The sequence below is a fragment of the Roseibium sp. genome, assembly GCF_965232425.1.
Taxonomy (GTDB): Bacteria; Pseudomonadota; Alphaproteobacteria; order Rhizobiales; family Stappiaceae; genus Roseibium.
Window position 1 is genome coordinate 4,805,785 of the sequence record NZ_OZ246971.1, and the last position, 23,057, is coordinate 4,828,841.

At 60.7% G+C, this 23,057-nt stretch carries 20 protein-coding genes; 11 read left to right on the top strand and 9 right to left on the bottom strand.

Translation table 11 applies throughout. The features are described from left to right. Window positions 1-134 precede the first annotated feature (134 nt). On the bottom strand, window positions 135-506 hold the full coding sequence (locus ACO08A_RS21810) for an SPW repeat domain-containing protein (protein WP_422038008.1): 372 nt from the start codon (window positions 504-506) through the stop codon (window positions 135-137). A gap of 179 nt (window positions 507-685) precedes the next feature. Between ACO08A_RS21810 and ACO08A_RS21815 the strand changes: the two genes are divergently transcribed. Continuing rightward, complete coding sequence (locus tag ACO08A_RS21815; RefSeq protein WP_422038010.1) at window positions 686-1,642, top strand: AraC family transcriptional regulator; 957 nt, start codon at window positions 686-688, stop codon at window positions 1,640-1,642. A 709-nt stretch (window positions 1,643-2,351) separates the two neighbouring features. Here ACO08A_RS21815 and ACO08A_RS21820 read toward each other — a convergent pair. The 3 genes from ACO08A_RS21820 to ACO08A_RS21830 all read right to left on the bottom strand — a co-directional run bounded on the left by ACO08A_RS21820 (window position 2,352) and on the right by ACO08A_RS21830 (window position 7,580). After that, on the bottom strand, window positions 2,352-4,577 hold the full coding sequence (locus tag ACO08A_RS21820; RefSeq protein ID WP_422038012.1) for an NADP-dependent isocitrate dehydrogenase: 2,226 nt from the start codon (window positions 4,575-4,577) through the stop codon (window positions 2,352-2,354). A gap of 527 nt (window positions 4,578-5,104) precedes the next feature. Beyond that, window positions 5,105-5,620 carry a lysozyme inhibitor LprI family protein gene (locus tag ACO08A_RS21825; protein WP_422038013.1) on the bottom strand — a complete coding sequence of 172 codons (516 nt, stop codon included), beginning with the start codon at window positions 5,618-5,620 and terminating at the stop codon, window positions 5,105-5,107. Between the two features lie 880 nt (window positions 5,621-6,500). Further along, the gene (locus tag ACO08A_RS21830) at window positions 6,501-7,580 is read right to left on the bottom strand and encodes an L-dopachrome tautomerase-related protein (RefSeq protein ID WP_422038014.1); all 1,080 of its coding nucleotides are present in this window, start codon (window positions 7,578-7,580) and stop codon (window positions 6,501-6,503) included. Between the two features lie 92 nt (window positions 7,581-7,672). Between ACO08A_RS21830 and ACO08A_RS21835 the strand changes: the two genes are divergently transcribed. The 3 genes from ACO08A_RS21835 to murI are packed head-to-tail and all read left to right on the top strand — an operon-like array spanning window position 7,673 to window position 10,218. Continuing rightward, on the top strand, window positions 7,673-8,554 hold the full coding sequence (locus ACO08A_RS21835) for a LysR family transcriptional regulator (RefSeq protein ID WP_422038015.1): 882 nt from the start codon (window positions 7,673-7,675) through the stop codon (window positions 8,552-8,554). A gap of 52 nt (window positions 8,555-8,606) precedes the next feature. Next, window positions 8,607-9,419 (top strand): RNA methyltransferase, encoded by an 813-nt coding sequence (locus ACO08A_RS21840; protein ID WP_422038016.1) that lies wholly within the window; start codon window positions 8,607-8,609, stop codon window positions 9,417-9,419. Next, window positions 9,409-10,218, top strand: a complete 810-nt coding sequence (murI, locus tag ACO08A_RS21845; protein ID WP_422038018.1) for a glutamate racemase — start codon at window positions 9,409-9,411, stop codon at window positions 10,216-10,218. The genes ACO08A_RS21840 and murI overlap by 11 nt, the downstream gene beginning before the upstream one ends. 293 nt (window positions 10,219-10,511) lie before the next feature. Here murI and ACO08A_RS21850 read toward each other — a convergent pair whose 3' ends face one another. Continuing rightward, window positions 10,512-12,308 (bottom strand): EAL domain-containing protein, encoded by a 1,797-nt coding sequence (locus ACO08A_RS21850; RefSeq protein WP_422038019.1) that lies wholly within the window; start codon window positions 12,306-12,308, stop codon window positions 10,512-10,514. A 315-nt stretch (window positions 12,309-12,623) separates the two neighbouring features. Here ACO08A_RS21850 and ACO08A_RS21855 point away from each other — a divergent pair, with 315 nt between their 5' ends. Beyond that, complete coding sequence (locus ACO08A_RS21855; RefSeq protein ID WP_422038021.1) at window positions 12,624-12,854, top strand: hypothetical protein; 231 nt, start codon at window positions 12,624-12,626, stop codon at window positions 12,852-12,854. A 77-nt stretch (window positions 12,855-12,931) separates the two neighbouring features. Further along, on the top strand, window positions 12,932-13,549 hold the full coding sequence (gene rpsD, locus ACO08A_RS21860) for a 30S ribosomal protein S4 (protein ID WP_422038022.1): 618 nt from the start codon (window positions 12,932-12,934) through the stop codon (window positions 13,547-13,549). 80 nt (window positions 13,550-13,629) lie between these two features. On the opposite strand, the gene ACO08A_RS21865 is transcribed toward rpsD, so the two are convergent. From ACO08A_RS21865 to ACO08A_RS21875, 3 genes are all read right to left on the bottom strand, one after another. Further along, a complete protein-coding gene (locus ACO08A_RS21865; RefSeq protein ID WP_422038024.1) occupies window positions 13,630-14,379 on the bottom strand; it encodes a VOC family protein in 750 nt (249 codons plus the stop codon). A gap of 197 nt (window positions 14,380-14,576) precedes the next feature. Continuing rightward, on the bottom strand, window positions 14,577-15,128 hold the full coding sequence (locus tag ACO08A_RS21870) for an aggregation factor core (protein ID WP_422038026.1): 552 nt from the start codon (window positions 15,126-15,128) through the stop codon (window positions 14,577-14,579). A gap of 253 nt (window positions 15,129-15,381) precedes the next feature. Further along, on the bottom strand, window positions 15,382-15,870 hold the full coding sequence (locus tag ACO08A_RS21875; RefSeq protein ID WP_319382766.1) for a LysM peptidoglycan-binding domain-containing protein: 489 nt from the start codon (window positions 15,868-15,870) through the stop codon (window positions 15,382-15,384). A 370-nt stretch (window positions 15,871-16,240) separates the two neighbouring features. Between ACO08A_RS21875 and ACO08A_RS21880 the strand changes: the two genes are divergently transcribed. The 3 genes from ACO08A_RS21880 to ttcA all read left to right on the top strand — a co-directional run bounded on the left by ACO08A_RS21880 (window position 16,241) and on the right by ttcA (window position 19,553). Then, complete coding sequence (locus ACO08A_RS21880) at window positions 16,241-16,513, top strand: hypothetical protein (RefSeq protein ID WP_422038027.1); 273 nt, start codon at window positions 16,241-16,243, stop codon at window positions 16,511-16,513. Between the two features lie 40 nt (window positions 16,514-16,553). Beyond that, window positions 16,554-18,452 carry a S8 family peptidase gene (locus ACO08A_RS21885; RefSeq protein ID WP_422038029.1) on the top strand — a complete coding sequence of 633 codons (1,899 nt, stop codon included), beginning with the start codon at window positions 16,554-16,556 and terminating at the stop codon, window positions 18,450-18,452. Window positions 18,453-18,611: 159 nt separating this feature from the next. Next, window positions 18,612-19,553, top strand: a complete 942-nt coding sequence (gene ttcA / locus ACO08A_RS21890; protein WP_422038031.1) for a tRNA 2-thiocytidine(32) synthetase TtcA — start codon at window positions 18,612-18,614, stop codon at window positions 19,551-19,553. 26 nt (window positions 19,554-19,579) lie between these two features. On the opposite strand, the gene ACO08A_RS21895 is transcribed toward ttcA, so the two are convergent. Then, on the bottom strand, window positions 19,580-20,464 hold the full coding sequence (locus ACO08A_RS21895; protein ID WP_422038033.1) for a LysR substrate-binding domain-containing protein: 885 nt from the start codon (window positions 20,462-20,464) through the stop codon (window positions 19,580-19,582). Between the two features lie 115 nt (window positions 20,465-20,579). Here ACO08A_RS21895 and ACO08A_RS21900 point away from each other — a divergent pair, with 115 nt between their 5' ends. Both ACO08A_RS21900 and ACO08A_RS21905 read left to right on the top strand, forming a co-directional pair. Next, a complete protein-coding gene (locus ACO08A_RS21900; RefSeq protein WP_422038034.1) occupies window positions 20,580-21,572 on the top strand; it encodes an NAD(P)-dependent oxidoreductase in 993 nt (330 codons plus the stop codon). After that, the gene (locus ACO08A_RS21905) at window positions 21,572-22,996 is read left to right on the top strand and encodes an aldehyde dehydrogenase family protein (RefSeq protein WP_422038035.1); all 1,425 of its coding nucleotides are present in this window, start codon (window positions 21,572-21,574) and stop codon (window positions 22,994-22,996) included. Before ACO08A_RS21900 ends, ACO08A_RS21905 begins: the two co-directional genes overlap by 1 nt. Window positions 22,997-23,057: the final 61 nt, after the last annotated feature.

The window sequence follows — 23,057 nt, forward strand, 5'->3', positions numbered from 1 at the left end:
GATCCATGTGCGAAACATCGCCTGAATTTGCAGATCGTCCGGAGAATGGTGCGAAACGAAATACACCGGCCAATGGCCGGTGTCTTTCTGATCGCGGATCGGGGAGGGACAGGTGCAGCTTGATTGGGTCGTCTTCAAGCCGCCTGCGGTGCGCCGGTCTCGGGTTTGTGCAGGGAGACGACCGTCAGGACCGCGAGCGCGTTGATGATGTAATAGGCGAAATCAATCCCTTGGAAGCCAAGCACGTACGGTGCTGCCAGGAAGACGATGCCGACCGCGAAATCAACGATGAGGTGGAACGAATACGGCAGGACCCGGATGAGGCCGGTTTCGTGATCGGTCAGGATGGTCAGGATCAGCGCGGCAACGCCGGTCGTGACGGAAAGCCAGAAGGCAAGCGGATTGGACTGGCCGAGACCCAGCAGCATCGGCAGTGCGATCAGGCCGAGGGCAACCGGATAGTCGAGATAGGCGTGAATGGTCTTGGTGACAAAGCGGATGTTCATGTCGTGCTCCTTCAATGAGGCGGATAGGAGGCGTGTGCCCCATGAGCCTCAAGATGATCCGCGCACCACGATTGTTCCATGCACGAAAGTCCTTCAAAATTGACCGATCGTCCGCTGGACTTGCGGTGCGGTAGCAGAAACCGCAAAAAGGTTCAGGCCGATATTCGAGATGAGCAGATATGAAGAATGATGCCCTTAGCCAGATCCTGGATGCCCTGAAGCTGCGCGGATCGATCTATTTTCACACGAACTTCTCACCGCCCTGGGCGGTCGCCGTTCCGGCTTTCGGGCACGTCGCCCGGTTCCACATGGCGATGCGGGGTGCCTGCTGGCTGAAGGTCGAGGGCCACGCACCGCCCATCTATCTGGCGACCGGCGACCTGGTTGTGATCCCGCATGGGGCCGCGCATGTCCTATGCGATGACCTCGGGCGGGAAGCAACAAGTGTCGATCAGGTCCTTGAGGAAACCGGGTATACGGGCGAGGGGGCGCTCTATTATGGCGGACCGGAAGAGGAGCAAAGCTGCAAGCTGTTTTGCGGGCATTTCGAATTCGAGGACGGCTCTGTGCACCCGATTCTCGACGCGCTGCCGCCGGTCATCCACGTACCCAACACCGAGACATTGAATGCCCACTGGCTGGAGACGGTCATGCGTTTTGTCGCCAGCGAGGTGCGCGCGAGCCTGCCGGGCGCCGATGCCATCGTGCACCGGCTCACCGAGATCATCTTCATCCAGGTGGTGCGCACTTTTGTCGATCAGGAGGGCGACAGGGCAGGGTGCCTCGCCGCCGTGCTCAGTCCGAAGCTGGGACGTTCCATGTCCCGGATACATTCAGCGCCCGAACAGCCGTGGACCGTAGAGACACTGGCGCGGGAGGCGGGCATGTCGCGCACGGTCTTCGCGGAGCGCTTTACCGATCTCGTCGGCATGACGCCGCTGGCCTATGTCACGCACTGGCGCATGGAAAAGGCACGCCGGGACCTGCGCGACACGGACCTGCCGCTGATCGATATTGCGGAAAACATCGGCTACAGCTCCGAGGCCGCCTTCAACCGCGCGTTCAAGCGCCAGTTCAACCAGACACCCGGCCAGATGCGGCGGCTGGTGGCGCCCATGGCAACGGAACAGCCTTAATGGCTTGCGCCCGACGGTATTCTGGAGCGCGCAGGGCGGCTGTTTTGAAATTGTGATCTTCCACTTTTCCAGTCGCCCGTCATTCCGGACAAGTCAGACTTAAGCCGAACGACGATCTGGAATCCACATGTTAGCGGGAGCGTAGCGACCACCAATTCGAATTTAGCGATATCCGCGCTTTCAGCGCGAAAGATGTCCGGAATGACGGAGTTTCTTCTCTTTGGTGTCCGAGCGGAGAGCGCGCGGCGGAGATCCTCGAACCGGTACATCGTAAGCTTTTCGGTTCGGGCTACGCCATCCGTCAGGAACGCGTGGCCATCCTTCGAGACGGACCGTCCGGTCCTCCTCAGGATAAGTTTGCCTGAGATACGTGCCAGTCAAACGCCGCAAAGTCCCTCAGAATCATCCTGAGGAAGGCCGACGGCCCGTCTCGAAAGATCGGCCGCCAAATACGGCGATGCTATTTAGCTAAATCGCCCCACGACAGCGTGCATGTCATGATAAAGCCCGGGTTCGCTTCGCTCACGCTCATATCTGGTCACCCGTTCAAGCCGGGCGCAGGTTCCGGATCAGCGTTCAGCTGTACCTCACTTGTCCGGAATGACGCTGGTGGTGACCGGCCAAGGTGTGCAGAGTTCAGAAGCTTCCACGGCGAAAAACAAAGGGGCGGAAGATTCCGCCCCTCAAGATCCGCGACATGACCGGCCGGTTAGCCGATGATGCCGTTCAGGGTCGCGCTCGGACGCATGACGGCGTCGACCTTGGCCTGGGGGGCATGATAGTAGCCGCCCGTGTCGGCCGGTGCGCCCTGAACGCCGTTGAGTTCACCGACGATCTTGTCTTCATTTGCGGACAGCGCTTCGGCGATCGGCGTGAAGTGGGCTTTCAGCTCCGCGTCCTTGTCCTGGGCGGCCAGAGCCTGTGCCCAGTAGAGTGCGATGTAGAAGTGGCTGCCGCGGTTGTCGAGGCCGCCGACGCGCCGGGCAGGGGACTTGTCGTTGTCGAGCAGGCCTTCAATGGCGGTGTCGAGCGCATCGGCCAGGACCTGTGCCTTGGCGTTGTCCTTGGCGTTGGCCAGGTGCTCGAGCGACGCGCCGAGCGCACAGAACTCGCCAAGCGAATCCCAACGGAGGTAATTTTCCTCCTGAAGCTGCTGGACATGCTTCGGGGCAGAGCCGCCGGCGCCGGTTTCGAACAGGCCGCCGCCGTTCATCAGCGGCACGATGGACAGCATCTTTGCCGAGGTGCCGACTTCCAGGATCGGGTAAAGGTCGGTCAGGTAGTCACGCAGGACGTTGCCGGTGATCGCGATGGTGTCCTCGCCGCGGGCAATCCGCTCGGTGGAGTACCTGGCCGCCTCGGTCGGTGCCATGATCTTCAGATCGAGACCGGACGTGTCGTGCTCGGGCAGGTAGGCATTGACCTTCTTGATCAGCTCCGCATCGTGAGCGCGCTTCTCGTTCAGCCAGAAGACGCCCGGCATGCCGGAGAGGCGCGAACGGGTGACGCCGAGCTTGACCCAGTCGCGGATCGGGGCGTCCTTGGTGCGGCAGGCGCGCCAGATATCGCCTTCCTCGACCTCGTGCGAGATCAGCGTGTTGCCGGCTTCGTCAACGATCCGCATGACGCCGTCAGCCGGGGCCTTGAAGGTCTGCGGGTGAGAACCGTATTCCTCGGCCTTCTGCGCCATCAGGCCGACATTCGGCACCGTGCCCATCTTGGCAGGGTCAAGCGCGCCGTTCTCGCGGCAGAAATCGATGACGGCGGAATAAACGCCGGCATAGGAGCTGTCCGGAATGACGCATTTGGCATCGTGTTCCTTGCCGTCCGGACCCCAGCCCTTGCCGCCTGCGCGGATCAGGGCCGGCATGGAGGCGTCGATGATGACGTCGGAGGAAACGTGCAGGTTGGTGATGCCCTTGTCGGAGTTCACCATGTAAAGGTCCGGGCCGCTCTCGAGCGCTGCCTTGATGTCGGCTTCCACTTCCGCGCGCTTGTCGGCAGCGAGGCTCGCGACCTTGGCTTCCAGGTCGCCGAGGCCGAGATCCGGGTTGACGCCGAGTTCGGCAAAGGTCGCGGCATGTTTTTCAAAGACATCCTTCAGAAACGCCCTGACGCAGTGGCCGAACAGGATCGGGTCGGAAACCTTCATCATGGTGGCTTTCAGGTGCAGCGAAAACAGCACGCCCTGGGTCTTGGCGTCCTCTATTTCCTTTTCCAGGAAGGTTTTCAGCGCCTTGACGCTCATGAAGGTCGCGTCGATGACGTCGCCTTCTTCCAGCGGCCAGTCGGCCTTCAGCACGGTGAGGTCACCACCCTTGGCGTCAAACTCGATCTTCGCTGTGCCCGTGGAGACAGCCGGGACAGTGACCGACTTTTCATTGGAGAAGAAGTCGTTCTCGCCCATCGTTGCCACGTGGGTCCTGGACGCATTGGACCACGCGCCCATGCGGTGCGGGTTCTTTTTGGCGTATTCCTTGACTGCCTTGGGCGCGCGGCGGTCGGAGTTGCCTTCGCGCAGCACCGGGTTCACGGCGGAGCCCTTGATGGCGTCGTATTTCGCCTTGACCGTCTTTTCTTCCTCGGTTGCCGGGTCTGCCGGATAATCGGGCAGCTTGTAACCCTGTGCCTGCAGCTCCGCAATCGCGGCATTGAGCTGCGGCTGGGAAGCGGAAATGTTCGGCAGCTTGATCACGTTGGCGTCCGGCTGCTTGACCATCTGGCCGAGTTCGGCAAGGTCGTCGGACTGCTTCTGGTCGTCGGTCAGGTATTCGGGGAAATTCGCCAGGACACGGCCTGCAAGCGATATGTCCCTGGTGCCGATGGTAAGCCCCGCTGCCTTCGTGAAGGTGCGGATGATGGGCAGGAACGAGGCGCTTGCCAGCTCGGGCGCTTCGTCGACCTTGGTGTAGATGATATCGGCCATGGTGCTCACATTTCCCAGTGTTCGATGTGTTCGACGGGTGCTCGCCAGGGGCGGGATCAGGCCCCCGGGATCGGAATTTCGCCTAGCGTATACAATTGTACGCAATCAAAAGCCAGCCCTTCGAAAGACAAAGGCTGTTGATCGGCCACGTTCTAGCAAACAGGCGGGAAAAGGCAATCGGGGAGGGGCAGGCTCTGCAACCACCTCGACGTCATTCCGGACCAGTGCAGCGACAGCTGCGCGCCGATCCGGAATCCAGATGTACTTCGCGTTGGAGGCGCGGCTAATAATAGTGGTATTGAGAAGAGTGTTCGCTTCGCTCACGCAGATTTCTGGATTCCAGATCAGCGTTCGGCATCGCCTCACTTGTCTGGAATGACGGTGTTTTTCTCTCTGTGACCCTGGGCAGAGCACGGTGGAGACCCTGGACCTGGTACATCGCAAAGCTTCAGTTCCAGGCAAAGATCCGTGTTTACTGGTTCCCTGCTTGCGCAGGGATGACAAGGCGGGGGTACGGGTGGTGGGAACCAATTGCGTCAGTTGTCGAAGGGCCAGGAGTGTTTCAGGTAGATGTATTGCAGTGCGGTCATCCTGGACTGGCAGGCAACGCTTGCCGGACCGCCGCCGGTGCCGCCGCCCCATTGCGAGTATTCGTAGTCGCAGGTCCTGTCGCGATAGGTGATCCAAGCCCTTTGCATGTCGCGCAGTGCCGGCAGGATCAGCGGGATGGTTGCACCGATTTCCTTCATTTCCCTGTCGTTGGCCTCGGCCTTCTTGACGAGCGTTCCGTAGATTTCGTTGAGCTTCCTGTCCCAGAACTCGGCTTCCCTGCCGCCGCAGGCGACCATCCCGACCGTCGTGCCGCCAAGGTCATTGGCGTTCTGGCAGGCCTGCGAGGCAAGGCCGATGCAGCCCTGGTCGTCAATCGCCGTTTTTGCTGCCTGAAGACAGGCTTCAATCGGTTGGTTTGAATACCTGACGTCCTGCGCCTCGGCGCTCAAGGCCCACGCGGTGCTCAGACAAAAAAGGGCCAGAATCTGCGGTTTGAACATGCGAGGCCTCCGGAATGGTGTCAGCCGGGGAACAGCACTGGTTGCTGCGCCCGGCAGAGGTTGGGATCGTCAGTCTACGGAGCAAAGCCCCACATTGTGAAGTCCCGTCGTCATCCGTGGCGGAGCGCTGCGGAAATCCAAGGCCTGGTAAAATGCGGCTAATCGGGTTGGGCTGCGCAAGTCGTCAGGAACACGTGGCCATCCTTCGAAACGGACCATCCGGTCCTCCTCAGGATGAGGTTGCCTGAAACTTGTCCCGGTCAAGCACCGCAAAGTCCAAAGTCCTCATCCTGAGGAAGGCTGCAGTCCTGACTCGAAGGATGGCCGCAGAAATACGATCTTGTCCGGAATGAAAGGCTCTCCTTTTGTCACCCCGGACGGAGCGCAGCGGAGTTCCGGGGCCCAGCACACCACAGTGCTTCAGTTTCAGGCAAGGGACCGTGTCTACTGGACCCCTGCCTTCGCAGGGATGACAAAATGGGAGAGGGGCCAGGCAACGCAATCGCTTTAACGTCATTCCGGACAAGAGCAGCGACAGCTGCCCGCCGATCCGGAACCCAGAAATCATCTCGCGCCCGTGGCGCGGCATCTTCCAAAAAACAGATTTACGAGTTCGCTTCGCTCATGCTGATGTCTGGTCACCCGTTCAAGCCGGGCGCAGGTTCCGGATCTGCTTTCGGCTGGGCCTCACTTGTCCGGAATGACGGAGCTTTGCTCCTGTTGTCCTCCAGGGACGGGCTGCAAAAAACGACGCAGTTTCTTCGCCAAGTATTGGCACGACCATGCCCATGGTGGAGATTGCATTCCGTCTCGCGAAACAGAAAACCCGGCAAGACAACCGTGTGTCCTGCCGGGTGATCCGGAATTGCAGGCCAGGTACCTAGCGGCCGCTGACGGCGTCGGCGAGGGCCGGGAAGCGCACGATCTTGTAGGTGCCGAGCGAGGCATCCTCGCCGCCGTTCAGAACCGGCGAGCGGTGCAGTTCGTTGATGGTCACATAGACGTAGCCGTCCGCGCCGATCGAGAAACCGTCCGGCCAGGGCAGGTCCTCATCGGACTGGAACAGGACCTCATAGCTGCCGTCGGGCCTGGTGACACCGATCGCATTGTCCGTCATCGCGGTGATGTAGACATTGCCGCCGGTGTCGACCGTCGAGCCGTCCGAGATCGGCTTGTCACCATACCGTTCGACACGCTCCGCGAGATCTTCGTCGGTGAGGTCTTCATTCAGAAGATCCGCCGTGCGGACCCGGTACATGGCGCTGGCCGTCATCGGGGCGAAATAGACCCACGTGTTGGTCGGGTCGACCGTGATCGGGTTTACGCCGATCTTGGCCGGATTGCCGCCGAGCAGGATTTCACGCCCGTCGATCACCATGGGTGTGTCTTCCGGGGTCGTGAATTTCGAGCCTTCCAGCACGCGGCGCGACCGGCCGGTTTCAAGGTCGACGACGATCAGGGCCGAGTTCGCCCCGTCGCCCGTGTCGGAAATGTAGATGGCCTCGTGATCGCGGTCGACGGCGAGATCGTTCAGGAACGATGTCGGCCGGGCGACCGGTGCACCAATATAGTGGATCGCATGCAACTGTTCGGTTTTCGTGTTCCAGCCGACGACGCGGCCCGTCTGGTTCTCGCCCTGACCGTCCAGCATCCAGAGGATGCCGTCCCGATCCGCGCGCAATCCGAGTACGCCCTTGAGTCCGTCGCCGTCTTCCTGCGGCGCGCGCGCCCAGGCTTCGCTCGGATAGGGCTTGGTCGACCCGTCCTTCATCACCTCGACGACACGCAGTTCCGGGCCGTAGAACTCGTGAACGGACATGAACATGCGGCCGTCCGGTCCGATCGCCAGGTTGCCCGGTGGCATGGATTTGTCGAAGTCGAGATAGGTTTCGATACCGTCCGCGGCGGCCGGGAAGATCAGGGCTGCACTGAGACCGGCGGCTGCCAAAAAGCGTTTCATGGGCTCCTCCATATGTTGATGTGGAGGGTTTAATTGTTCTAGATTTCGAACAGAACTCCCTGATTTTCAAAAGCAGCGTTAGAAAAATTCGAATGTACAGCATCGCGGACCTGCAAACTTTTGTCACTGTCGCGAGAACCGGCGGCATTACCTCGGCAGCCGGCCAGCTCGGGATTTCGACGGCGACCACCAGCCACCGGATCGCAAAACTGGAGCAGGCGCTCGGCATTACCCTGTTTCACCGCAACAGCCGGACCTTCCGGCTGACGGACGAAGGGCAGATTTTTCTCGAACGGGTCGATGTCATTCTCGATGATTTGCAGCAGGCAGAGATGGAGGTCGGCAGCGGTACGGCGCGCCTGCGCGGGCATCTGCGGGTCACGATGTCTCCCTGGATCCTGTCCCGGTTCATCATGCCGGTTCTGGGGGAGTTCCGGCGGGCCAATCCCGACCTCACGATCGAGTTTCTGGCCGTCGACCGCTTCGTGCCGCTGGTCGAGGAGGCGCAGGATTGCGCGATTCGTGTCGGACAGTTGGCGGATAGCGCGCTGGTCGCCCGGAAGCTCAGCGACAATGACCGGATCGTCTGTGCGTCGCCGTCTCTCCTGGAGGCGACGGGCGAACCGCGATCGGTGGACGATCTCAGGGACTGCCCCTGGGTGTGTCTTCCCTGGCAGACCCGTTTCGACGTCAATGACGCGAAGGGACGCAAACGCCCGTTCACGGTCAACCGAAGCATTGCGGTGTCGAACTCCGACATGCTGACAGTCGGCGCCGTGGAGGGGCTCGGCATTGCCGTGAAATCGCGCATGGCCGTCCAGGACGAACTGGAAAAGGGTACGCTGGTCGAAGTCCTGCCGGGATGCCTGCACGCGCCGGAAGCGCCCGTGTGGTTTGTGTTTGCAGCCGAAAGCCGGTCCGGCCGCAAGACCAAGGCCTTCCACGAGGTCGCCAGGCGGGCCTTTCGCCGATGATCTTTCCGGCTTGTGCTTTTCATTTTTCCACGGAGGCGCTAAACCCCGCGTCATGAGCAAGAACGCAAAAATCAGAGACGAAGCCCGGGCCGTGACGGCCAAACCACCCGCCGTGATCCTGTGCGAGCCCCAGCTCGGGGAGAACATCGGCACGGCCGCACGGGCAATGGCGAATTTCGGCCTCGTCGACTTGCGGATCGTCAATCCGCGTGACGGCTGGCCGAGCGAAAAGGCACGAGCCGCCGCCAGCCGGGCAGACCACGTGATCGATAATGTCCAGGTGTTCGACAGTGTCGAGGCGGCCATTGCGGACCTGCAATTCGTCTACGCAACGACGGCGCGTTCGCGGGAGGTGCCAAAGCCTGTTCGCGGCCCTGGAGAGGCGGCGCAAAAGTCGGTGGAATTCGGTGAAAAGGGCCATGCGACCGGGTATCTGTTCGGTCGGGAGCGCTGGGGCCTCAACAATGACGAGGTGGCGCTGGCCGACGAGATCGTCACCCTGCCGGTCGACCCTGATTTTGCATCGCTGAACATAGCGCAGGCTGTTCTTGTCTGCGCCTATGAATGGCGCAAGACGGCAACCTCCGGTGCGCTTCCCTTCATCCTGTCGGAAGAGGAGCATCCGCCGGCGAAGAAGGAAGATGTCCTGCGCTTCTTCGAGCACCTGGAAGGGGCGCTCGACGAGGTGACATTCTTCCGGCCGCCGGAAAGACGACCGCACATGGTGCGCACGCTTCGCAACATCTTCCAGAAGGCGGAGCTGACCGAACAGGAAGTGCGGGCGCTGCGCGGCATCGTCGCGTCGCTGGAAAAGCGCGAGCCGCGGCCGCGCAAGGATCGTGGCGGTGAGGGACGTGGAGACTGAAGATACGCTCACGCACCGCGATCGCCCGGTGCTGATCTTCGATTCCGGTCTCGGCGGCCTGACGGTGCTGCGTGAGGCGCGTTACCTGCTGCCTTACGAAACCCTGCTCTATGTGGCGGATGATGCCGCCTTTCCGATCGGCCGCTGGGCAGAGGACGACCTCAAGGCGCGTTTGCTTTCACTATTTCAGGAACTGATTGCGCACCACCGGCCGAAGGCGGTCGTGATCGCCTGCAACACGGCTTTCACGCTTGCCGGCGAGGCCCTGCGCAAGGCTCATCCGCAAACACCCTTCGTCGGGACCGTCCCGGCGATCAAGCCGGCTGCGGAACAGACGTCCTCGGGCCTCATTTCGGTGCTGGCGACGCCCGGGACGGTACGCAGAACCTACACGCGCAGCCTGATCGACAGCTTTGCCAGCCAGTGCCACGTGCGTCTGGTCGGTTCCGACAAGCTGGCGGAACTGTCCGAACGGCACCTGCGCGGCCAGGAGGTCGCGGACCAGGAACTCGTTGCCGAGATCTCCGACTGTTTTCTGGAACGGGACGGCAAAAGAACGGATGTCGTCGTGCTCGCGTGCACGCACTACCCGTTTCTAGCGAACCGCTTCCGCAAGATTGCCCCCTGGCCGGTCGACTGGCTGGATCCGGCTGAAGCCATTGCGCGTCAGCTTGTCAGGGTCCTGGAAGGAAACGCCGCCCATGCGCCGTCCGGTGCGTTGGACCGGGCCGTGTTTACCTCCGCCCCAAAAGATCCGGCGCTGATGCGCCTGCTGGCGGGATTCGGGCTGACGCTCTAGGTGATGGACCCATAAATGAGACTGAAATGGCATGCGAAATGGCGAAATCCCGTCAGGAAGGGTGTGCGGAGCGGGCTTCCTGCCCGGTCAAGCACGCTGACGCCAAGGGATGAAGCCATTTCCATGTCCTTCGGATTTGACCGGATTGCGCCTCCCCGGTGTCGCGAAAGGCTTGAATTGAAACACATTTCCTGCGCTTCCGCGCCTTGAGGAGAAGCAATCCGCCTCAACCAATTTCGGCCTCACTTATGGGTCCATCACCTAGGGTACGGCTTCATTTATGAGTCCGTGCCCTAGGCGGCGAGGCTCTTGACGGCGATGCCGTCGTCGGAGCGTTTGGCCGCAAGCTTGAGACTGCTGATCTCGTCATTCAGCGCATCGGGATGCATGGTCAGTCCCCTGGACAGGCTGAGAATCGAGATGGAACACTGCAGCAGCGGGAATTGCCGGGTCGTGCCGAAACGGTCCTGTGCTTCCATGAAACCCTGTTCCCGGTGCACGGGTTCGTAAAAGCTCTCCACGTCGTCCCGGAAAGCGCGCTTGAGGGCGAGCAGTCGGGACGCGACATCCGTCTGGTCCATCTGCTGAAACCCGGCAAAGAAATCATCTCCGCCGACATGGCCGTGAAACGTGCCGGTGCCGGAAACGTGCCGCTGCAGCAACTCGCTGAACAGGATGATCGCGCGGTCACCCTGCTTGTAACCGTAGGTATCGTTGAAGGGCTTGAAGTTGTCGAAGTCGAGGTAGCACAGATGACGCTCGTGGGCCCCCTTGCGGGCAGCTTCGGCAATATAGCGCGTGACAGCGCTGTTGCCGGGAAGGCGGCTCAGCGGGTTCTGGTCCTGGGCTTCCTGCAGGCGCTTTTCGTGGATGATCTTCAGGAGCGACGTTGCCGACAGGAAACCGGCATAGTGAAAGTTCTCGGTCAGGATGATGCCGTCGGAGTTAATCGACGAGGCAAATGTCACGAGCAGCATGTCGGCGTTGGAATTGATGTCGGCGATCGGGCAGGCGCGGACGAAGGGTCTTATCGGCGCCTCCAGATCAAGCTGCGGCTTTTCGTCGGTGGCCGCGCCGGAATAGAGGTATTTCTTCAGATCCCGTTCGTGGACAAATCCCCGCGGCTCCTGGTTGTCGTCGACGACGGGGATCGCGTTTCCCTCCTGGTTGTGAACAACCATGTCCAGAAGTTCACCCATGGAGGCATGCAGATTGATTGTCGGCAGCTGGATCAGTTCGCTGCGTATCCTGTCCTGCTCGCTGCGCTTTTTCAGACCGGCCTCAGGCCGTCGCAAGTGCTCGTAAAACAGCTTAACGGAGGCGGGTCTGGAAATCGGACCGGCAACGAATGCGCCTTGGACCAGGTCGCAGCCGATATCACGGCAGGCCTTGAATTCCCGTTCTGTTTCCGCTCCCTCGGCAATGACGCGCGCTCCAAGTACGTGGGCGAGGTTCGCCACCGTCGTCACGAAGAGCTTCCGGCGCGGATCGCTGTCGACATTGGCGAGAAAAAACCGGTCGATCTTGACGTAGTCGGGCGACAGGTCATGCAGCATGCGCAATTCGGAGGATGCCTGGCCGAACTCCACCAGGGCGATCATGAAGCCTGAGTCGCGCAGATCGTCGATGGCATGTTCGACGCTGTCAGCCACCGTCTGCCGGTGACGTTCGGAAAAGGCAATGCAGATCTGGTGGGTTTGCAGACCGGCGGCGACAACCTTGGCGGAAAACGTGCTTCCCGGATGCTGCTGGTGTCCGAGGTCCCGCCCGTCCAGCTTGAAGAAGAGTTTTGTTCCTTGTGCAATGCGGAGTTTCTTGAAGCTGGCCAGAACCTTTTCGAAAAGCAGCGCGTTCAGTTCGGGCAGCAGACCCTTCCTGAACGCGATTTCAGTCAGCTCTTCGTAGGTTTCGACATGGGTTCCGTCGGCGATCTGCGGCTGGGCGTCATAACCGTAGACGACGCCCGTACCTATGTCTGCGATCGGCTGAAGCAGGAAGTCGACCTGGTTGCAGCAGTCGTCAGCGGATTGCAATTCGCTTGCCGAGCTGCACAGGTCCTTGTCCTGCGGAGGGGTGATATTGGCGTGCATGTCGGATCCTGGAAACAGGCCAGGGGCGCAAGAGCCCTTATTTTCGTAATGTCATGCCCTCAATTGCCACTGATATTAATATCCATGGTTGCAGGGCTGATTGCATAGTGAAAAATTGCAATTAATTTTTCCTAAATGTATGCATTGTTTTTCCGTAACGGCGGTTCGCGTTTAAATTAAGTTAATTCAAGCGTTTGATATCGATTGTCTTTCGTTGAATTTTTTTTCTGGCCATCTGGCAGAAAAGTGTCTTGTTCGCGCGCTGTCCGGCGTTTGATTTGCGGTAAATCTGCGCGCTGTGCCGCGAATTGCGCGATGCCGGAGCGCATGTTCGCGGCGCTGGCGCCAACGTGCTTCGGCGATCCCGAGCCCATACGGGGCGGCCTTCGTCTGCGCAAGGACGGCGCGGGCGAAGCATCAGCGTTGACATTTGCAGGTGATCGCTGTATCTCCCGCGCGGTCCGGCGGGTTTTTGCCTTCCGGATCTACGCACCCGTGGGTGTTCAGCCGGCGCCGCTTGTTGAACCCCTGTCGATCCGGGCCTGAAGGCGTATGCCTTGGGTCAGGATAAAGGAGGGCGCGTTTCCTTTTAGAACAACAACGCGAATTCAAAGGAAACCGCGATGTCAAAGCGCCACAGCGTTAAATACAAACTCGACCGCCGGATGGGCGAAAACATCTGGGGTCGTCCGAAGAGCCCGGCCAACAAGCGCGAATACGGCCCCGGCCAGCACGGCCAGCGCCGCAAGGGCAAACTGTCCGACTTCGGTGTTCAGCTCCGCGCCAAGCAGAAGCTGAAAGGCTACTACGGCAACATTTCCGAAAAGCAGTTCCGCAAGGTCTATGCCGAAGCGTCCCGTCTGAAGGGCGATACCTCGGAAAACCTGATCGGCCTGCTGGAGCGCCGTCTCGACGCGATCATCTATCGCGCCAAGTTCGTTCCGACCGTTTTTGCTGCCCGTCAGTTCATCAACCACGGCCACATCAAGGTCAACGGCAAGCGCGTCAACATCCCGAGCTACCAGTTGCGTCCGGGTGATGTTGTCGAGATCCGCGAGCGCTCCAAGCAGCTCGCGCTGGTTCTGGAAGCCGTGCAGTCCGCAGAGCGTGACGTTCCGGACTATGTCGATGCCGACCACGCCAAGATGACCGCAACCTACAACCGCGTTCCCGCGTTCGCTGACGTACCTTATCCGGTGCAGATGGAACCGAACCTGGTTGTCGAGTTCTATTCGCGCTGATCAGCGCCGAATACGGTTCAAGAGAAGCCCGCCGTTTGGCGGGCTTTTTCTTTTTCCGACCTTGTCTGCCGGGCGGCTGTTCAGCGCAGCGCGGTTTTCTGCCCGTCAGGGATTTCGATCGCGACGGTGGCAGCTCCCCGCTTGTCGCTGGACCGGTGAACGATTTGACCCTCGTTCCTGTGCTGAAACTCCAGCACCGTATAAGGGCGCTGCCACAGCCATTCGCGGTTTTCGACCGCATCGACAACCGGGACGGGCGGGGTCTCTTCGGTGAACGCGAAGAAATACAGGCAGAAACCGAGATCGGGCACATCCTGACGTGACAGGTAACGCATACCGAGTTTGTCCCGGCAGGTTCTGAAGTCCGCGTCCAGATCGTCGGTGCGCAGCGTGATAAGGCCAAAGCGTGCCCCGCCGCCAAGGGGCAGCGCATCATCGCCTGGGCAGGTCAGAGCATTGCCGTCGAACGTGTGCTGGATCAGTTCGATCGTGTGGCCTTCCGGATCGGCCAGATGGCTCATATAGGCAATGTCCCGAAACTGGTTCGGAGCGGTAACTCCTATCCCCCTTGCACTGAGTTGCCGGTAAGCGCAGTCCAGGTCCGGAAGCGTGATGGCGATCTTCCAGTAGCGGTCGCTTCGATCTGGCTGAAAAGGCGCAGCGTCGGAAGTTGGCAGGAACTCCAGCCGCGCACCTTCACCGCCATAACCGACGGCGAGGGAAGAGGCATTCTCCGTGCGCGTCATGCCAAGGATATCGCAGTAAAACGCGGCGAGCCCGGCCGGATCTGTAACGTTGAGGGTGAGGGTGGCGACTTTCGGAAGTGGCATGCTGCGGCGATCTTTGTCCTGACCGGGCAAGGATGCCCCGGGGCAACCGGCCGCACAAGATGTTTCGCATGGCGGTCCGGTCAGTGTTTCTCAGGCGGGCGGAACGTGTCCCGCCCATGCCTGCCGTCTTCGGTCACCGAAGACACGCGAGCCCTTCAAGGGGATATTCGCGTTCGAAGGCGCGGCACTCCGCTATGTCAGCACGCGCCCGTCTTTATCAGCGCCGTTGCGCTGGAGGAAAGAGCCGCGGTCGCCGTTTTGCCCTTGTTGCTGAAGGTCACCAGGGCGCCTTCGATTTCCGATCCGGAAACGGTGATCTCGCGCCCGCCGGCCGTGTCGTCGACGTCGATCGTGAAGGCGATTTTTGCGCCAGGCTGCAGGTCGGCGATGGACAGGGTGATCTCGCTGTCACCATCCTTCACGGGTGTAACGGCTGTCAGCGACTTCGACCCGTTGACGATTTCGAGCGGTTGAAAAACCTCCACACCGGCGCCGGAACCGGTCGTGTCGAAGATGAGACCCGCTTTTGACCCGGAGATGTCCAGCACAAGCTTTGAAGCGCTGATCGGGCAGCTGCCGACATTTTCGAACGTGAACCTGTCTTTCGGTGCGCCTTCGTCGAAGCGGACGGAAATGTCGGCAATGGCGGATGTGGTCATGAATGCCGCGAACACGGATGCGGCGACATATCCCGTGCCGCGAGTGATCATTCCTCTGAAGTCCATCTGGTCCCTTCCTCTTTCGGTCATCTCAGTTCCTGGTTTCAATTCCCTCCTGATACGCAGCGAAGCCGCGGGCGGTTCGAGAATTCGTGAAAGCTGAAGGGCGGGCGTGAAAAAACGTGTTAGGTCAGTAGCTTGAATTGAGAAGAAACTCGTGCATCGTGAATGCCACGCGGAACTGCATGAAAAAACGGCAGGCGTGAAGCCTGCCGGGTTTCGTCTCAGCGTCCGCGATTGAAGGCACACACCGTGGGCTGGCCGCCCCGGTGCCTGCGTGCGCTCAGATGTCGTTGCGCGGTATTCTCAGCAGCTGGCCCGGAAAGATCACGTTCGGATCGCTCAGGATGTGCCGGTTCGCTTCGAAGATCGGCTGAAAATTCGAGTTTCCGTATTGCTGCTGCGCAATCTGGGAAAGGGTGTCGCCCGACTGGACCGTGTAAGGCTGCCAGCCACCGTAACCGGGCAGGATCTTCGGTCCGAACAGCACCGGAATGACGACGGACGGGCCGTTTTCGTTGCCGGTGTCGTCCGCCAGCGTCAGGAAGAGCCTGTTGAGCTGGAACGTGTTCGTGTCGGGTATGTCGATCGAGGCCTGGAACTGCCGGAGGCCAAGCGAGCCGACATTTGTGAAGGAGGAGTATTCATCATGCCCTTCGGACACGCGGATGGTGAGTGTCCCTTCGAATGCAGCGGCGTTGCCCGCTATCATGATCGTCGAACCGACAAGATCGAAAGGCTGTGGCTGCTGAATGTCGAGTGTAACCGTCATTTCGAAACCCTCCCGTGCCGCACTGCCCGAACCGGAAATGTTTCTTCAAGGGCAGGCTGAAAAAAGCGTACACCGCCACTGCACTGCCTGAACAGATGCAACTTTACATGCAACCTGAATGAGAAAACCGCGCAAGAAAGACAATTTTTCCTGAAGCGCTAGATGGTTGAGTGTATGTATTTATAAATCACTTGATAAATTGCTTTCATATCTTAATTAATTCATTAAATTAAATAATTTACCTTAGGTCATCTTCTGGTTGTTCTGTGGGTTGAATTTAATTTATCGGCATTTGTTCGTTGAATCGACTGATCTTTAGGCATAGCCTGACGTGGTTTATTTGTCACTTGTCGTATTGCGGGTCGCTCCCTTGGCAGAAGTCGTCGTTCTGATGTCCGCCGCGCTTTTCTCGGATTTGCAAGGAGAAAGGCCGACCAGGGCTGACGCGATTGAAATCGCGTCGGAAAGCAAACAGCGCAATGCGCGTTCCAATTTCGATCTGGCAACGCCCAATCCGGAGGCGGGTGACAGTTATTTCGTCACATTTTTTCTGGACGAACAGGCCGGTGATTTTGCTGAAAGCATCAAGAAATTCGACGGAGTTTTATCCGTCTATGTGAAGCCTGATATCGGGCTTCCGTAATTCTGCCGGCCGGTTCGTCTTCCATGCAGGAGGAAACACCATGGCCAGGAAGACACGGAAAGTATCTGCACCACAGGGGCGCCACCCCGAACTGATCGCGCTTGCCAAGCCGGATGTCGGGTTGCGCGTCGCGGGCGCGAGCCTGCGGTCCCTCGGCGGCTCGAAGACAACAAAAGCGGAAAAGGCGTTCAGGAAACACAATTGTGTCGCAACGCCCCTGTTCGGGCCGTCGGAAGAACGCGTGGATGCAGCCGTCGCGGCACAGGCGCCGTCTGCGATGGCGCCGCTGGAAAACCTCTCCGGCTTCTACAAGCTGTCCGCGCCCGATGCGGATCTTGAGGATCTACAGAAAGAGCTTCTGGACAATGACATATTCGAAGCCGTCTATATCAAGCCGCCTGCAGAGTTGCCCGAGGAGGCTCCTGACGTCTCCGGCACCATGAATGCGATGGTTGCGGTGCCGGACGTGCCACCACCTGCAACGCCTGACTTCATCGCCCGGCAGATCTATCTGGACCCGGCACCGGCGGGCGTCGATGCGCGCTGGGCGTGGAGCCAGGCCGGAGGGCGCGGCACCGGCATCCATATCACCGACATCGAAGGGGCGTGGCGCTTCAGCCACGAAGACCTGATCGAGCGCCAGGGCGGCGTTGTCGGTGGGGTGGAGTTCAACGACGTGAGCTGGCGCAATCACGGGACCGCGGTCCTGGGCGAATATGGCGGTGATGAGAACCCGTTCGGTGTCACCGGGATTTCTCCCGAGGCGATCTGCACGGCGGTTTCCCACCGCACGCTCGGCTCGGCCGGCGCGATCAACCATGCGGCCGCGCGGCTGGGCGCGGGCGATATTCTGCTTCTGGAGATGCACCGGCCGGGGCCTCGGCATAATTTTCAACTGAGGCCGGATCAGCGCGGTTACATCGCCGTTGAATGGTGGCCGGATGATTTTGCCGCCATTCTCAACGCCGCGCGGCGCGGGATCATCGTCGTGGAAGCTGCCGGAAACGGCGCAGAGGATCTCGATGACGCCCTCTACGAAACGCCGGGGTTCGGTTTTCCGGCCGGATGGACCAACCCGTTCCGGCGGACCAACCGGGATTCGGGAGCGATCGTCGTGGGGGCGGGCGCGCCGCCTCCCGGTACCCATGGCCGCAATCACGGGCCCGACCGGTCGCGGCTGGGCTTCTCCAACTATGGTGCACTCGTGGATGCGCAGGGCTGGGGCCGGGAGGTCACGACCTGCGGTTACGGCGATCTGCAAGGCGGCACCGACGAAGACCTCTGGTACACGGACACGTTCTCCGGAACATCAAGTGCATCACCGATCGTCACCGGAGCGCTTGCCTGTGTGCAGGGCATGGCGCGTGCCAGAAACCGGCCCGTGTTCACGCCTGACGAACTCAGAAACGCGCTTCGCACGACCGGCAGTCCGCAGCAGGATGCACCCGGACGTCCGGCCACGCAGCGCATCGGCAACCGGCCCGACATCCCGGCGCTTGCGGGCGCGCTCTTCGGCGTCGGCGGCAACCGGCGCTCTGTCGCCTTCCGCCGTGAGGTCGAACGTTGGCGGCCCCTGGAAGTGCGCGCACTGATTGATATCAGCCCGCAGCTGGTGGCTGCCCACTCGACCTTCGTTCTGCAGCAGGCGCTTGTGTCGGCGCAGCCGCTGCGGGCCGATGCGGATGGTATCCTGTCGAAAATGGCGATCCTGTTCCGGGTCTCGTCACTTGCCGGCCAGGCGGTCGAAATCGCCGGTCCCGTTGGCGGGTCGCGGTATCGCTGGTGGGGCAGTATCGCGTCGGACGGTCTTGGCCGCATCTTCGTCGATGAAGGCTATTCATCCACCGGAAGCGACAATTTCGACCTGATCGCCGAGATCAGGGGTGTCGACACGCGTTTTGCCTTCGACACCGTCGCGCAGCGCTACCGCGCGGTCTGAGCCGAAAAGGCGGCGCTGCCCGGACCCAGCGCACGGCAGTGCCGCCGGCATCATCCATCGCACCAGCGAAGACCTGCCTTCGGACAGGTCTTTTCAAGTCCGGCCTGTTCGGCTAAATCAGCGCGACACCTGACATGTCCTGCTGCCCGGGCCCTTGCGATGAATGACATAACCGATACCAACACCACGGATGTGCCGGCGCTCCTGCGAAACGTGCCGTCCAGCGTGGAGTTCAAAAAGCTGCGCAAGCGTCTGCTGCGGCAGGCGCGCGAGGCGATGGACGATTTCGGCATGCTGCCCAAGGATGCCTCTCAGCAGAAAAGACCCAGGTGGCTGGTTTGCCTGTCCGGCGGCAAGGACAGCTACACGCTGCTGGCTGTGCTGATCGAACTCCACTGGCGCGGATTGCTGCCGGTGGATCTGGTGGCCTGCAACCTGGACCAGGCGCAGCCGGGATTCCCGACCGATATTCTGCCGAAGTTCTTCGAGGATAACGGGATCGAGCATATCATCGTGCGCGAGGATACCTACTCCATCGTGACCGACAAGATCCCCGCACATCAGACCTATTGTTCGCTGTGCTCGCGTCTGCGGCGCGGCATTCTCTACCGCATTGCCCGTGAGCAGGGCTGCGAGGCAATCGTCCTCGGTCACCACCGGGAAGACATTCTCGAAACCTTCTTCATGAACCTTTTCCACGGTGGCCGCCTGGCGTCCATGCCGCCGAAGCTTGTCAATGATGAAGGCGATCTTCTGGTCCTGCGTCCGCTTGCCTATTGCGCCGAACGGGACATTGCGAAATTCGCATCGGGCATGCAGTTTCCGATCATACCGTGCAACCTGTGCGGCTCCCAGGACGGGCTGCAGCGCGAAGAGGTGAAGCGGATGCTGCAGGGCTGGGAAAAGCAATCGCCGGGCCGCCTCGGTGTCATGGCGAGAGCGCTCGGCCATACGCGTCCTTCGCATTTGCTCGATCGCGCGCTTTACGACTTCGTCAATCTGCGCCCGTCGGATCGCGCGGCAGGGGACGAAGCCGGAGAGGCGGAAGAACCCTGCGGCGCAAGTCTCGCCATGACGGCAAAGCTGTTTGCCGCCGAGTGAGCGCGGGCAGGTGAGGTGCCCTGGGTCTAGCCGTTCCCGGCAAACAGCCTTCGCAGCCAGTTCTCGACAGTCCGGGCAGCCGGTTTGCGGGGCCGGTCCGTGTCACGCCGCAGCAGATAGTGGGTCTGGACGGACGGTAACTTCGCCTCGAACGGGATGACGAGCCGGCCGCTCGCAACAAGGCTCATGGCGACGCGTTCCAGTAGCAAGGCGACACCACTTCGCGCGGCCGCCAGTTCCACCGCGGCCAGTGACGTATCGACAGTGATTGTTGGTGCGTCCGGAGGAGTTTCAAGGCCGACAGCGTCGAAATAGCGAGACCAGTGATCGTCAAATCCAAGTGTATGAATTCGATCAATTTCAATAAGATCTGACGGTTTATTCAACTTTTTTCTAAGTTTTGGATGGCAAACGGGAACAATGAACTCCGTGCCCAGAGTGTCTGCACGCATGCCGGGCCAGTTGCCGTCGCCGAGGCGGATTTCGATATCAATGCCGGTCTCAAGCACCGTATTTGCCCAGATCGCGGACAGGAGCCGGATCTCGATGTCCGGGTGCGTCTCGCGAAAAGCCGGCAATGCAGGCGCGATCATCAGCACGCCTTCGGAAATGGGGGCACGGATGGTCACGGACCCAGTCGTCCGGTTGCCGAAGAGGCCTTCGGTCGAGACCGCCAGGTCCTGGAGCGCCTTGCGCACGGCCGGCAAATAGGCCCTGCCGCTCGCGGTCAACTCGATCTTGCGCGTCGTGCGTTCAAGCAGCTGATGCCCGAGCTGGGTTTCGAGCGCGCTTATGTGGGTGCTGATCGCAGCTTGCGTCAGACCGAGTTCGTTACCCGCCGCGGTGAAGCTGCGCAGGCGGCTGGCGGCTTCGAAACTTCTGAGCCAGAGCAGGTTTGGCAGGGCTTGCATCGCGCCATTTGATAAAAAAAATTGGGTAATGTCCAATGATTATATCGTTTCACTTTTGGTTAAGCGCGGCGCAACCTGCTTCCCGAGTGCACTTCAACACGGCAAGGAGCAGAACATGCATATCGGCTTCATCGGTCTGGGTAATGTCGGCGGCAAACTTGCGGGCAGCATCCTGCGCAACGGCCACGCTCTCACGGTTCTGGATCTGAACGGCGATCTCATCGAACAGTTTGTGGCCTCGGGCGCAAAGCGGGGTGACAGTCCGAAGCAACTGGCGGAAACCTGCGACATTGTCATCACCTGCCTGCCGAGCCCGGCGGCCTGTGCCACCGTCGTCGAGGGACCGGAAGGGATCCTTCAGGGCATCGGACCTGGCACCGTCTGGGCGGAAATGTCGACCACCGATGCCGGCGAAACGCGCCGTCTCGCCGATCTTGTCATCGCCCGCGGCGGCGAGGCGATCGAATGCCCGGTTTCAGGGGGATGCCACCGCGCGGCGACCGGTAACATCTCCATCTTCGCCGGGTGTGAAAGGGATACGTTTGAAAAGGTCCTGCCGCTTCTGACGGTGCTCGGCCGCCGCGTCCTGCACACAGGCGGCATCGGCAGCGCCTCCGTCCTGAAGGTGGTGACCAACTACCTTGCCACTGCCAACCTCGTCTCGCTTGCCGAGGCGCTGGTCACGTGCAAGGCGGCCGGCATGGACCTGAATACCTCCTACGAGGCGATCCGCATTTCCTCGGGAAATTCCTTTGTCCACGAGACCGAAAGCCAGGTGATCCTGAACGGGTCCCGCGACATTTCCTTCACCATGGATCTGGTGGCCAAGGATATCGGCCTGTTCCAGTCGATCGCCGACGCGCATGACGTGCCGCTGGAATTGTCTCCGCTGCTCAACACGCTGTTTGCCGACGCCATCGGGCGTTACGGCGCAAGGGAGCTCTCACCCAACATCATACGCCGGCTTGAAGACGCGACGGGGCTGGACATAACAGCACCTGGCTTCCCCGCGGAAATGCTTGACGACGAGCCTGAAGAAGCCGGATATGAGGTCGTGCCGACTCGCGGCACCGGGACCGAAGAGTTTTTGCGGAAAGCGGCAGGCTGATGATCGAAAAGCGGCAGTTCTATATCGACGGCAATTGGGTTGATCCGGCAGAGGCGAGGGACCTTGCGGTGATCAACCCGGCGACAGAGAAACCTGTCGCCGTCATCTCTCTTGGTGCCGCTGCAGATGTCGAGAATGCGGTCGCGGCCGCAAATCGCGCCTTCGATTCCTGGTCCGGCACAAGCGTCGCAGAACGGGCGTCGCTGTTGCAGCGGATCATCGATATCTATGAGCGCCGGTCTGCGGACATGGATGAGGCCATCCGGCTGGAAATGGGAGCACCAGCGGACTTCGTGCGCGAACAGCAGACACCCGCCGGTACGGGGCACTTGCAGGCGACCCTGGAGGCTCTGACGTCGCACCGGTTCGAGCGTCCGAGCCCACGGGGCGGCAGCGTTCTCAGACATGAGCCGATCGGTGTCTGCGGTCTCATCACCCCGTGGAACTGGCCGATCAACCAGATTGCCGCCAAGGTCGCCCCGGCGCTCGCGGCAGGGTGCACGATGGTGCTGAAGCCGAGCGAAATCGCTCCGCTTTCCGGATTGCTGTTTGCGGAGATCCTCGACGAGGCGGGCTGTCCGGCCGGTGTCTTCAATCTCGTCAACGGAGATGGGCCCGGGGTCGGGGCGGCGATGTCCGCGCATCCGGATATCGACATGATGTCCTTCACCGGGTCGACCCGGGCCGGGGTCGCGGTGACGCAGAGCGCGGCACCGACCGTCAAACGTGTTGCCCTGGAACTTGGCGGAAAATCACCGAACCTTGTTTTCGCGGACGCGGATCTGGAGACGGCGGTGCGCTTTTCGCTGGAAAGCTGCTTTTCCAACACGGGGCAGTCCTGCGACGCGCCGACGCGGCTGCTCGTCGAAAACAGCGTTTATGAGCAGGTCGTCGCGCTTGCGGAGAAAATCGCGCCGGAAACCAGGGTCGGTGACCCGGCAGAGCCCGGCGGCCACATCGGACCGGTGATCAGCGAACTCCAGTATGAACGCATCCAGGGGCATATCGAACGCGGTGTCGCAGACGGTGCGCGGCTGGTGGCGGGCGGTCCGGGAAAACCGGAAGGCTACGAGACGGGGTACTTCGTCAAGCCCACGGTCTTCGCGGATGTCACAAACCAGATGTCGATCGCCCGCAACGAAATCTTCGGACCCGTCCTGGTGATGATCCCGTTCGAAACGGAGGAAGAAGCCATTCAGATGGCCAACGACACGCCCTATGGCCTCGCCGCCTATATCCAGACCGGTGAACCGGAACGAGCCGGACGCGTCTCCCGGAAGCTCAGGGCCGGCAGCGTCTACATCAATGGCGCGAGCCCGGACTGGGACGTTCCGTTCGGCGGCTACAAGCAATCCGGCAATGGCCGCGAATACGGCGAATTCGGTCTCGAAGACTTTCTGGAACTCAAGGCGATCACAGGCTAGCCAACCGGATGGACGTTTCGCTGCGTGCGTGCGTTTCTGCGTCCGATTGCCGCCATCCAAT